The organism is Roseobacter sp. FCG-D35 (assembly GCF_033436665.1).
GTDB lineage: Bacteria > Pseudomonadota > Alphaproteobacteria > Rhodobacterales > Rhodobacteraceae > JAWQFO01.
In genome coordinates, this window is record NZ_JAWQFO010000003.1 from 390580 (window position 1) to 401496 (window position 10917).

The following is a 10917-nucleotide window of genomic DNA, read 5'->3' on the forward strand; positions in this document are numbered from 1 at the left end:
AGCATGGCATATCAGACACGAGGACGGGACCCGCTGCTGGACAGCAACATGGCGGAAGCCATCGAAAAGCGCGGCAAGGAACTTCTCGGGCTCGGCCTGATCGCCCTCGGCTGTATGACCTGCGCCATGATCGCCACCTACACGCCCGACGATCCGAACTGGATGGTTTCCACCGACGCGCCGGTGCAGAACTGGATGGGCCGCACCGGTGCCTCGATCGCCGCGCCGCTCTTCATGATCGTCGGTTGGGGCGCTTGGGCGGTCGGTCTGGTGCTGCTGGCCTGGGGGCTGCGCTTTGCGCTCCATATCGGCGAGGACCGCGCCATTGGCCGGCTGATCTTTGCCCCCATCGCCATCGCGCTCTGCTCGGTCTATGCCGCCACGCTGACGCCTGACACGCTTTGGATGCAGACCCACAGCTTCGGTCTGGGCGGGCTTTTCGGTGACACGGTGATGGGCGCGCTGCTGACCGCGCTGCCGATCGGCTCGACCCTCACGGTCAAGCTGATGTCGGTGGCGATGGCGGCGGGCATCCTCGCCTTCGGGGCCTTCGTGCTGGGCTTCACCCGCGCCGAGCTGAAGCGCATCGCGCAATTCCTGCTGCACAGCCTGATCCTCGCTTATGCCACGCTTCTGGCCCTGCTGCGGCATGGGATCAGTGGTGCGGCGACAGCCGCGAAGAACATGAGCGACCGCCATGCCGAGCGCCGCGCCCGCGCCGCCGAGGCCGCGCGGCTGGCCGAACCCCAATTGCACGGCTCCGACAGCATGCCAGAATTCTGCGCCGCCGAGCCCGAGCCGAAGCCCGGGTTCCTGGCGCGCGTTCCCGGGCTGATCCGGCGCCCTCATACCATGCCCGAGCCGGAACTGGTCGAGTACGAGAGCACCGCCGAGGTCGCCGACGGACCCGGAGAGGAGCGGATCCGCGCCAAGATCGCGGATGTGATCCGCACCCGAGCCCGCTCGGGCGCGCCGGTGATCGAACCCGAGGACAAGCCGCTGACCAAGGGACGCGGCCGCGGACCCGACCCGCTGCTCATCGACAGCCAGCGCGCCCGCGTCGAGCCGCCGCTGACCGGGGCCGCCCGGCAGGAACCGCCCCTGACGTTGGTCCGGCAGGCCGCGCCCAATATGTCGGACGCGGTCATCGAGGAGGACGAGGCAGAGGAGATGCTGCCGCTGCCCGAAGCGGATGCGCCGGCCCCGTCGATCCCGCTGCTGGAGCCGAAGAAGGTGGTGCAGCCGCAGGCGCGCAAACCGGTCCAGCCGTCGAGCCGTGCGCGGTCCGAGGCGCAGCCGTCGCTTTCCTTCGACGACAAGCAAGCGGCCTTCGAACTGCCACCGCTCAACCTTCTGGAGAACCCGGACCGCATCCAGCGCCTGCAGCTCTCGGACGAAGCGCTGGAAGAGAATGCGCGGATGCTCGAATCCGTACTCGACGACTACGGCGTCAAGGGCGAGATCGTGGCCGTGCGTCCCGGCCCGGTGGTCACAATGTACGAACTCGAGCCGGCACCGGGCCTCAAGGCCTCGCGTGTGATCGGCCTGGCCGACGATATCGCGCGCTCGATGGCAGCGCTCTCGGCGCGGGTGTCGACCGTGCCGGGCCGGTCGGTGATCGGCATCGAACTGCCCAACGAGGCGCGCGAGAAGGTCGTGCTGCGCGAGATCCTCGCGGCGCGGGACTTCGGCGATGGCAACCATCGCCTGCCGCTGGCACTGGGCAAGGACATCGGCGGCGACCCGGTGGTTGCCAACCTCGCCAAGATGCCGCACCTGCTGATCGCCGGGACCACCGGTTCGGGCAAGTCGGTCGCCATCAACACCATGATCCTGTCGCTGCTCTACAAACTGACGCCGGAAGACTGCCGGATGATCATGATCGACCCCAAGATGCTGGAACTTTCCGTCTACGACGGCATCCCGCATCTGCTTTCGCCGGTGGTCACCGACCCCAAGAAGGCAGTCGTCGCCCTGAAATGGGTCGTGGGCGAGATGGAGGAACGCTATCGCAAGATGTCCAAGATGGGCGTGCGTAACATCGAGGGCTATAACACCCGCGTCCGCGAGGCGCTTTCCAAGGACGAGACCTTCAGCCGAACCGTTCAGACCGGGTTCGACGACGACACCGGCGAACCGGTGTTCGAGACCGAGGAGATCGTCCCCGAAGTGCTGCCCTTCATCGTCGTGATCGTCGACGAGATGGCCGACCTGATGATGGTCGCCGGCAAGGAGATCGAGGCCTGCATCCAGCGCCTCGCACAGATGGCGCGGGCCAGCGGAATCCACCTGATCATGGCCACGCAGCGCCCGTCGGTCGACGTCATCACCGGCACGATCAAGGCCAACTTTCCGACCCGAATTTCCTTCCAGGTCACCTCGAAGATCGATTCGCGCACGATTCTCGGCGAGATGGGGGCCGAGCAGCTTCTGGGCATGGGCGACATGCTCTACATGGCCGGCGGCGCCAAGATCACGCGCTGTCACGGGCCGTTCGTTTCGGACGAAGAGGTCGAGGAGGTCGTCAACCATCTCAAGGCCTTCGGAGAGCCGGATTACGTCTCCGGCGTGGTTGAAGGCCCGGCGGATGACCGTGAAAGCGACATCGACGCCGTGCTGGGCCTCGGCGGCAATACCGATGGCGAGGACGCGCTTTACGACCAGGCGGTGCAGGTCGTCATCAAGGACCGCAAGTGCTCGACCAGCTACATCCAGCGCAAGCTTGCCATCGGCTACAACAAGGCCGCGCGCCTCGTCGAACAGATGGAAGAGCAGGGTCTCGTCTCGGCGGCCAACCACGTCGGCAAGCGCGAGATCCTGGTTCCGGAACAGGCCTGACAGGCCCAGCCGGGCGGCGGAGCCTCGCCGCCCGCGCGATTTTGCAGACGTGATATCGCATATCCCGCGCGCCGGTCCTATCTAGAGGCAAAGGAAATGCCTCGAGGACGACGAATGAAACTGCCTATTGCCATCCTGATTTTCGCGCTCGCGGCGCTGCCTGCCGCGGCCGCCGAGAAACTGTCGCTTGGCGCGATCTCGAACTATCTCAACGGGATCGCCACCGCGCAGTCCGAGTTTACACAGATCAACGACGACGGCACGATCAGCACCGGCACCGTCTACATCAAGCGCCCCGGAAAGATGCGGTTCGAGTACAACCCGCCCGACCAGACGCTGGTCGTCGCCGGGAACCAGGCCGTCGCGATCTTTGACAAGAAATCCAACGTCCCGAACGAAACCTATCCGCTGCACCGCACACCGCTGTCGATCATCCTCGCGCCGCGCGTGGACCTGTCGCGCGCGCGAATGGTGACGGGTCACGGTTTCGACGGCACCGCGACGCAGGTCACGGCGCAGGATCCCGACAATCCGGAATACGGCAACATCACGATGAGCTTCACCGGCGCGCCGGTCGAACTTCGGCAATGGACGGTCAACGACGCCAACGGCGGTCAGACCACGGTGATCCTGGGTGAACTGAAGCTGGGCGGGTCGCTGCCGAACCGGCTTTTCAACACCGGCGGGTCGTCAAGCGGCAGCGACCGCTAGGCCGCCGCCCCGGGCCTATCGGCGCAGCGAGCAGGTCGCGAGCTGCGCCTGGTACATGTTCGACCGCGAGTCGACGTTGTTCGCGACCCGCATCAGCCAGCTTTTCTTGTTGTAGCTGCCCGAGGCATAGCCCGCATGACCCTCGTGGTAAGCGAGGTACTGTCGCCGCGCGTCGTGAAGCGGGATGCCGTTCTTGGCCCGCGTCGTGGCCATGTACCAGCCCATGAAGTCCGTCGCGTCGTCGATCCGGTCCCGCTTGGCGCGGCGCTTGCCGGTCTCTTCGCGGTACTGGTCCCAGGTGCCGTCGAGGGCCTGCGCGTATCCGTAGGCGCTTGACTGCCGGCCCATCGGGATCACCCCCAGCGTGTACCGGAACGGTGTCCGCGCATCGCCGACGAACCGGCTTTCAGCGTGGATCGTGGCCATCTGGACGTGCACGGGCACGCCCCATTTCTTTTCGGTGGCGCGGAACGCCTTGAGGTACTGCGGGCGCTGCTTGACAATACGGCATGCGTCATCGAGCTCGTTCGGCGGCGTATCGGGGCCGCCGCAGGATGCCACGAGCAATACAATTGCCAGCACGCGAAGAGATCTGCTCATCTGCCTCTCGCTTTGTTTTGTTTTTTGCAAGTTTAGCCCAAATCGCAACGCGTGGGAACGGGGATTTGTACCCTCGGCGGGTTCGCCCGATCCGCCACCATACCGGTCCGAAGGCGTGTGAAGATTCACCGGGTTCCCGCAGGGCGTTAATCTCCTGCGATCCGGGGTGGTGTTCACAGACTGTTTCCGCGCCAAAGGCCGCAAGGATTGGACAGAAGGCCCTTGAAGGCGCTAAAAACTGGCTTTAGGGCTCAGCCGTCATGTTGCAAACTCGTGCCAAATATCACCTCGGGCAGATCGTCCGTCATCGAAAGCATCCCTTTCGGGGTGTGATCTTCGACGTCGATCCCGAGTTTTCCAATACCGAGGAGTGGTACCAAGCTATCCCCGAGGACAGCCGTCCGGCCAAGGAACAGCCCTACTATCACCTGCTGGCCGAGAACGAGCAAAGCTACTACGTGGCCTACGTGTCCGAGCAGAACCTCGTCGCTGACTACTCCGGCGAACCCGTCGGCCACCCGGACATCGACGACCTGTTCGGCCCCTTCGAAGACGGGTCCTACCCGCTGCATTTCCAGCTGAACTGACGCCGCGTCGGGCGGGTGGGCGCAGGACCTGCGCCACGCCGCCCGTGGCGTCAGTATCCCAACGCGCAGCCGTCCTTGCGCGGATCGCTGGCGCCTTCGAGGATGCCGTCGTCGCGGATCAGGATCGCCTGCGCACCGCCCAGCGGTGTCTCGGGCACGCTGACCGCGTGGCCCATGTCCGCAAGTTCTTGACGCACGGCCTCCGGATATCCGCGCTCCACCTTCATATCGCCGGCGTCGGAGAACGCGCGCGGGGCGTCGATCGCCGTTTGGGGATCCATTCCGAAGTCGGCGATGTTCGACGCAAAGCGCGCGTGTCCCGTCGGCTGGTAGGCACCGCCCATCACGCCGAACGGCATGATCAGGCGGCCCGCCTTGCGCAGCATGCCGGGGATGATCGTGTGCATCGGGCGTTTGCCGCCCTTCAGCTCGTTCGGATGACCTTCCTCAAGGGTGAAGCCCGCGCCGCGGTTCTGGAACAGGATGCCGAAGTTGTCCGACGCGATGCCCGAGCCGAAACCGTGGTAGATCGAATAGATCAGCGAAACGGCCATGCCGTCGCGGTCGACCACGGTGATGTAGATCGTGTCTTTGTGAACGGCTTCGGTCAGCGCGGCGGGGGCGCCCATCGCGCGCTTCGGATCGATCAGCGCGGCCAGCCGGCGCGCGGTGTCCATGTCGAGCATATAATCCGTGCGCGTGGTGTGATCGGCATCCGCGATGAACCGATTGCGCGCGTCATAGGCAAGCTTGGCAGCTTCGGCTTCGAGATGCGCCCGCTGCGCGCTCAATGGGTCAAGAGACGCGGTGTCGAACTGTGCGAGAATGTTGAGCATCAGGATCGCCGTGGCGCCCTGGCCGTTGGGCGGATGCTCGACAAGATCGAGATCCTTGTAGCCTCTCGAGATCGGTTCTGCGGGGCTGCAGGCGGTCGCGGCGAAATCCTCGAGCGTGTGGCGCCCGCCCATTTTTCGAAGGCTTTCGACCATGTCCTCGGCGACCTCACCGGAGTAGAAGCCGTCGCGCCCTTCCTTTGCGACGCGGCGCAGAACTTCGGCCTGGCCCGGCGCGCGGAAGAGGTGGCCCGCCGCCGGCACGTTGCCCGCGTCGAGAAACGCGGCCCGCGCCGCACCCTGCAGCGACGGTGCGTCCTTGGCCCAGTCGAAGGCCACGCGCGCGGCGACCGGCACGCCGTCCTCGGCATAGCGGATGGCGGGTGCCAGCAGCGTGTCGAGCCCGAGTTTGCCGACGTTATCGGCCAGGTGGCAGAAGGCGTCGATCGCGCCCGGCACGGTGACCGCATGCGCGCCGAGCGGCGGCACGGTCGTTTCGCCCGCCGCGCGCAGTTCGGCGGCGTCGAGTGCCGCGGGAGCGCGGCCCGATCCGTTCATCGCCTTGACGTCGCCGCTGCCCTCCGACCACAGCACGAAGCAGTCGCCGCCGATCCCGGTCATCTGCGGCTCGCAGATCCCCAGCAGGACGGCGCCCGCGATGGCTGCGTCCATCGCGTTGCCGCCGCGTTCGAGGACGTCGATCGCGGTCCGCGCGGCAAGCGGGTGCGAGGTTGCGCACATGCCGTTGGCGGCCAGGACGGGCGATCGCCCGGGAAAGTGAAAATCGCGCATCGGTGCTCCCTCGGTCAGACTCGGGGGCACTCTAGTCACGGCGCGCGGGATGTCCACGCGGGTTCCGGAGCAATTTTTTTTGGGGGGGGCGACTTGAGTGTAGTCCTCGGCACCGCGATCTGGGTGGGGGCTGAATGACGCGGTGCCGAGGGAAGCCAACTTAAGCTACGCGGTCAGTATTGCAGGGCGAAACGGGCGAGAATGTGATCGCAAACGGGCGGTTTGAGGGAAATGCGGCGCGTCGGGCGCCCCTCGGGCCTCGGGGCGGCGCACGCTAGCGCAGGATCGCGATGCGGAACGACAGGCGGTTTTCGTCGCCGCTGCGGCAGTAGTGCAGGTCGCGGGTCAGCGAGTCGATGATCCACCAGCCGAACCCGCCTTCCGGCATCTCCTGCCCGGCGGGATCGGCAGGCGCGGCCGTGATATGCGGCAATTGCTCGCCCTGCATCGGCCTGCCGCGGTCGCGGATCAGCACATGCAGCCCATCGGCCCGCTGATCGCAGGCCACATCGATGACCGCCTCTTCGAGGGTGTCGGGGTAGGCATGTTCGACGACGTTGTTGAGCACCTCGGCCAGCACCAGTTCGACGGTTCCGCGTTCTTCCACGTCGAGGCGCAGCGGGGCGAGACCGGCCATAACGCGCCGCAATGCCTCGCGCACCGCAAGCAGATCGCCCTGCACCGAGACTGCGAATGGCGCGAGCTGCGGGCAGGTGCCAGGATCGGTGGCGTTCCCGAGCATCACGCCTCGAGCGCGCCGAGCGCCCGGTCCAGTGTCGGGAAAAGCCGGAACACCGTATCCATGCGCGTCAGGCTGAAGACCTGCTGGACCGCCGGCGCCAGACCGGCCAGCGCCATCGAGCGGCCCGGCCCGAGCGACTTGAAGGTCGCGACGATGGCGCCGAGACCGCTGGAATCGATGAATCCAACCTCCTGAAGGTCGACGACGACGGACGGGTGTCCGTCGCTCAGCAGCGGACGCATGGCATCCTTGAACGAGATCGCCGCTGCCGCATCAATCCTCGGTTCATGCACGCTGACGACCAGCAACTGCCCTTCCGTTCGGCTGGAGATTTCCATATCAACCTCTCTGCGTAGCGATCGTATCGCTGGTACGCGGGAATGATTGACATTCGCTGAATTCCGATAGGGGGAGCTGACATGCAGAAGGTGGTCATCGCGGGGGCGGCCCGCACGCCGATGGGCGGATTTCAGGGCGATTTCGCACCGCTGTCCGCCGCCACGCTGGGCGGGACCGCGATCCGCGCCGCGCTCGACGCGGCCGGTGACGCGCCGGTCCAGGAGGTGGTGATGGGCTGCGTCCTGCCCGCGGGACAGGGCCAGGCTCCGGCGCGGCAGGCAAGCTTTGCGGCGGGGCTCGGTGAGGAGGTGCCGGCAACCACGCTCAACAAGATGTGCGGCTCCGGGATGAAGGCGGCCATGATCGCCTTCGACCAGATCGCGCTGGGTCAGACCGACGTGATGGTGGCGGGCGGTATGGAGAGCATGACCAACGCACCCTACCTGCTGCCCAAGATGCGCGGCGGGGCCCGGATCGGGCATGGACAGGTGATCGACCATATGTTCCTCGACGGGCTCGAGGATGCCTACGACAAGGGTCGCCTGATGGGAACCTTTGCCGAGGATTGCGCCGAGACCTACCAGTTCACCCGCGAGATCCAGGACAACTATGCACTGGCCTCTCTGTCGCGGGCGCTGAAGGCGCAGGAGAGCGGTGCCTTCGAGGGCGAGATCGCCGCCGTCGAGATCACGTCGCGCGCCGGAACACGCAAAGTCGTGGCAGACGAGCAGCCCGCCTCGGCCCGGCCCGAAAAGATCCCAAACCTCAAGCCGGCCTTCCGCGAGGGCGGTACGGTGACGGCGGCGAATTCGTCGTCGATCTCCGACGGGGCCGCGGCGCTGGTCCTCGCGTCCGAGGCGGCCGCCGGGGCACACGGGCTGAACACCCGCGCCCGGATCGTCGGGCACGCCAGCCACGCGCAGGCGCCGGGGTTGTTCACGACGGCGCCGGTTCCCGCAGCGCAGAAACTGCTCGAGCGCATCGGCTGGAGCAAGGAGAGCGTGGATCTGTGGGAGGTCAACGAAGCCTTCGCGGTCGTGCCGCTTGCCTTCATGCGCGAGATGGGCCTCGACCACGAGATCGTAAATGTCAACGGCGGCGCCTGTGCGCTGGGCCACCCGATCGGGGCCTCCGGCGCGCGGATCATGGTGACGCTGCTCAATGCGTTGGAAAAACGTGGCGCCAAGCGCGGCATTGCGGCAATCTGCATCGGCGGCGGCGAGGGCACGGCAATCGCGATCGAACGCGACTGATCCGGCTCCGCGCGCCGCGCTGTACCCGTCGGGAGGGACGTGGGATGAAGCTCAAGGCAATGCTCGCGGCACTTCTGCTGGGCGGACAAGCGATGGCGCAGACCGCGGTTCCGCTGCCCGAGAGGACACCCGACTATTTCGGCTTCGGCTTCGGGGCTGGCCCGCGCTACATCGGCTCGGACGATTTCACGGTCGCTGCGGTGCCCATCGGGCGCAAGCATTACGGCAACCGCTACGTCAGCCTCGAGGCCAACCTGCTGACCGTCAACGTGCTCGATCATCCGCACTGGCAGGCGGGTCCCGCGGGTATCCTGCGGTTCGGACGTCTCAACCCGAAAGAAGAGCGGATCGAGGAACTGCCCGAGATCGACATGTCCATCGATCTCGGCGGCTTTGTCGGCTACCGCTGGGGAAGTACGGATCCGCGCGACAACTGGCGCGTCGGGGCGCAGGTGCTGCACGATGTCAGCGGCGTGCACGAGGGCTACGTCATGGACCTCAGCGTGCGTCGGTTCCTGCCGGTGGGTGACTACGCATCCCTCGGCATCGGCCTCGCGGCAAGCTGGGGCTCCGACGACTACACCAGCACCTATTTCGGCATTGACGCCGCCGGGGCCGCTGCGAGCGGGTTGCCGGCCTTCGATGCAGGCTCGGGCTGGCGCGACGCGCGGCTGCTGGCGGTCTATATCCAGCCGGTCAGCCGGAACTGGGCGCTGGGCGCCGGGATGGCCTATTCATACCTGCTCGAGGATGCCGGCGCGAGCCCGGTCACTCTGTCGCGCGACCAGTTCTACGCCGGGATCGGCGTGCTTCGGCTCTGGTAGCGGGTCTGTCTCAAGCATCCGGGTCTGCAGGCCCGTGTTTTGCCGGCAATCCCGTGGGCTGACCGCAGGACGAATCTCTACAACTGGTCATTGTGCCCTGCATGCTCCGCGGTGACCTCGATGGACATTTTGTGAAATTTTGCTGGAATTTTTCACGCGAGTCGGTCAGCGTGAAAAAAGAAGCGAGGTTTTCACGCCGCCATGACAGCCAGTCTGCCCACCCGACCCCATACCATCGGTGCCGACCTGCGCGCCCTGCGCAAGGCGCGTGCGGTCACGCTGGCTGACCTTTCCGAAACCCTCGGGCGCTCCGTCGGCTGGCTGAGCCAGGTTGAGCGGGACCTGTCCGAACCATCGATCTCGGACCTGCGCCGGATTGCCGACGCTCTGGGGGTGCCGATGTCGATGCTGTTCCGCCACGACGCGGCCCCGGCGCACGAGGCCGGCTTCGTCGTGCGGCATGCGGCCCGGCGGCAGATCGGCTCGTCCGTCGAAGGGTTGGTCGAGGAACTGCTCTCGCCGGACCTGACCGACGATTTCGAGGTCGTGCACTCCACCTTCGCACCGGGCAGCGCGCTGGCAGAGCCTGTCGCGCGCCCGACGCAGGAAGTGGGCTATCTCGTGTCCGGCAGACTCGATCTCGATATTTCGGGGAGGCAGCACACGATCGAGCCCGGCGACAGCTTCCGCATCCGCGGCGAACCCTTCCGATGGTCCAACCCCTACGACGCGCCCGCCGTGGCGATCTGGGTCATCGCGCCGCCGGTCTACTGATGAGCGTCGAAGGATGGATCGTCTTCGCCCTGTTCTGGATCGTCTTCGTGACCACGCCGGGGCCGAACGCGGTCAACTGCATCAACAACGGCATGACGCTGCCTTTCAGCCGTGCGATGGTGGGTGTTCTGGGCATCCTGACGCAGGCGACGCTGTTCCTGATCCTGTCGGCGCTGGGCGTCACGGCGCTGATCGCGGCGTCTCCGACGGCCTTCTTCGCCGCCAAGCTCGCCGGGGCGGCGGTGCTGATCTGGCTCGGCATCAGGGGCTGGCGCAATGCGACGAAACCGGTGCAGCTGGAGCCACGTCCGGCGCACTCAGTCTATGTCCGCGCGTTCCTGATCGCCACGATCAACCCCAAGAGCGTCGCGGGTTACCTCGCCGCCTTCTCGCAATTCGTGCAACCCGACGTGCCGATCCGCGACCAGATGGTGCTGATCCTGCCCACCGCGCTGACCATCACGGCCCTGAGCTACACCGGCTTCACGGCCATCGGCGCCCTGATCGGGCGTGCGGCGCTGGGGGCCATCTTCAACACCTGGGTGCGGCGCATCATGGCGTTGTGCTTCATCGTCTACGGCATCCTGCTCGGCCTCTCGAGTGCGCCGGCGGGGCGGGCCTGAG

The 10917-nt window shown here is 66.3% G+C and carries 11 protein-coding genes; 7 read left to right on the forward strand and 4 right to left on the reverse strand.

All coding sequences use genetic code 11. The features are described 5' to 3' along the window. Positions 1–3: 3 nt before the first annotated feature. Together R5H30_RS10200 and R5H30_RS10205 are read left to right on the forward strand one after the other, a co-directional pair. A complete protein-coding gene (locus R5H30_RS10200) occupies positions 4–2838 on the forward strand; it encodes a DNA translocase FtsK 4TM domain-containing protein (protein WP_318328181.1) in 2835 nt (944 codons plus the stop codon). Positions 2839–2952: 114 nt separating this feature from the next. Then, positions 2953–3549, forward strand: coding sequence for a LolA family protein (locus R5H30_RS10205; protein ID WP_318328182.1), 597 nt, complete (start codon positions 2953–2955; stop codon positions 3547–3549). Between the two features lie 15 nt (positions 3550–3564). Here the strand turns inward: R5H30_RS10205 and R5H30_RS10210 are convergent, their stop codons facing one another. Further along, positions 3565–4149, reverse strand: coding sequence for a transglycosylase SLT domain-containing protein (locus tag R5H30_RS10210; protein ID WP_318328183.1), 585 nt, complete (start codon positions 4147–4149; stop codon positions 3565–3567). Between the two features lie 260 nt (positions 4150–4409). Here R5H30_RS10210 and hspQ point away from each other — a divergent pair, with 260 nt between their 5' ends. Next, positions 4410–4736 carry a heat shock protein HspQ gene (gene hspQ, locus R5H30_RS10215; protein WP_318328184.1) on the forward strand — a complete coding sequence of 109 codons (327 nt, stop codon included), beginning with the start codon at positions 4410–4412 and terminating at the stop codon, positions 4734–4736. Positions 4737–4786: 50 nt separating this feature from the next. Here the strand turns inward: hspQ and R5H30_RS10220 are convergent, their stop codons facing one another. The 3 genes from R5H30_RS10220 to R5H30_RS10230 form a co-directional block, all read right to left on the reverse strand. Continuing rightward, positions 4787–6361: a gamma-glutamyltransferase family protein gene (locus R5H30_RS10220; protein WP_318328185.1), complete on the reverse strand. Its 1575-nt coding sequence runs from the start codon at positions 6359–6361 to the stop codon at positions 4787–4789. A 274-nt stretch (positions 6362–6635) separates the two neighbouring features. Beyond that, complete coding sequence (locus R5H30_RS10225; RefSeq protein WP_318328186.1) at positions 6636–7103, reverse strand: ATP-binding protein; 468 nt, start codon at positions 7101–7103, stop codon at positions 6636–6638. Next, on the reverse strand, positions 7103–7441 hold the full coding sequence (locus R5H30_RS10230) for an STAS domain-containing protein (protein WP_318328187.1): 339 nt from the start codon (positions 7439–7441) through the stop codon (positions 7103–7105). Before R5H30_RS10230 ends, R5H30_RS10225 begins: the two co-directional genes overlap by 1 nt. 81 nt (positions 7442–7522) lie before the next feature. On the opposite strand from R5H30_RS10230, the gene R5H30_RS10235 reads away from it, so the two are divergent. The 4 genes from R5H30_RS10235 (at position 7523) to R5H30_RS10250 (ending at position 10916) form a co-directional block, all read left to right on the forward strand. Next, the gene (locus tag R5H30_RS10235; protein ID WP_318328188.1) at positions 7523–8695 is read left to right on the forward strand and encodes a thiolase family protein; all 1173 of its coding nucleotides are present in this window, start codon (positions 7523–7525) and stop codon (positions 8693–8695) included. A gap of 44 nt (positions 8696–8739) precedes the next feature. After that, positions 8740–9519 (forward strand): MipA/OmpV family protein, encoded by a 780-nt coding sequence (locus R5H30_RS10240; protein WP_318328189.1) that lies wholly within the window; start codon positions 8740–8742, stop codon positions 9517–9519. Between the two features lie 201 nt (positions 9520–9720). Beyond that, positions 9721–10293, forward strand: coding sequence for a helix-turn-helix domain-containing protein (locus R5H30_RS10245; RefSeq protein WP_318328190.1), 573 nt, complete (start codon positions 9721–9723; stop codon positions 10291–10293). Further along, on the forward strand, positions 10293–10916 hold the full coding sequence (locus tag R5H30_RS10250; RefSeq protein WP_318328191.1) for a LysE family translocator: 624 nt from the start codon (positions 10293–10295) through the stop codon (positions 10914–10916). The genes R5H30_RS10245 and R5H30_RS10250 overlap by 1 nt, the downstream gene beginning before the upstream one ends. Position 10917 lies beyond the last annotated feature (1 nt).

Excerpts from the sequence above, each read along its gene's own strand:
- R5H30_RS10200 (WP_318328181.1), top strand. The coding sequence starts at position 4 with ATGGCATATCAGACACGAGGACGGGACCCGCTGCTGGACAGCAACATG.
- R5H30_RS10205 (WP_318328182.1), top strand. The coding sequence starts at position 2,953 with ATGAAACTGCCTATTGCCATCCTGATTTTCGCGCTCGCGGCGCTGCCT.
- R5H30_RS10210 (WP_318328183.1), bottom strand. The coding sequence starts at position 4,149 with ATGAGCAGATCTCTTCGCGTGCTGGCAATTGTATTGCTCGTGGCATCC.
- hspQ (WP_318328184.1), top strand. The coding sequence starts at position 4,410 with ATGTTGCAAACTCGTGCCAAATATCACCTCGGGCAGATCGTCCGTCAT.
- R5H30_RS10220 (WP_318328185.1), bottom strand. The coding sequence starts at position 6,361 with ATGCGCGATTTTCACTTTCCCGGGCGATCGCCCGTCCTGGCCGCCAAC.
- R5H30_RS10225 (WP_318328186.1), bottom strand. The coding sequence starts at position 7,103 with ATGCTCGGGAACGCCACCGATCCTGGCACCTGCCCGCAGCTCGCGCCA.
- R5H30_RS10230 (WP_318328187.1), bottom strand. The coding sequence starts at position 7,441 with ATGGAAATCTCCAGCCGAACGGAAGGGCAGTTGCTGGTCGTCAGCGTG.
- R5H30_RS10235 (WP_318328188.1), top strand. The coding sequence starts at position 7,523 with ATGCAGAAGGTGGTCATCGCGGGGGCGGCCCGCACGCCGATGGGCGGA.
- R5H30_RS10240 (WP_318328189.1), top strand. The coding sequence starts at position 8,740 with ATGAAGCTCAAGGCAATGCTCGCGGCACTTCTGCTGGGCGGACAAGCG.
- R5H30_RS10245 (WP_318328190.1), top strand. The coding sequence starts at position 9,721 with ATGACAGCCAGTCTGCCCACCCGACCCCATACCATCGGTGCCGACCTG.
- R5H30_RS10250 (WP_318328191.1), top strand. The coding sequence starts at position 10,293 with ATGAGCGTCGAAGGATGGATCGTCTTCGCCCTGTTCTGGATCGTCTTC.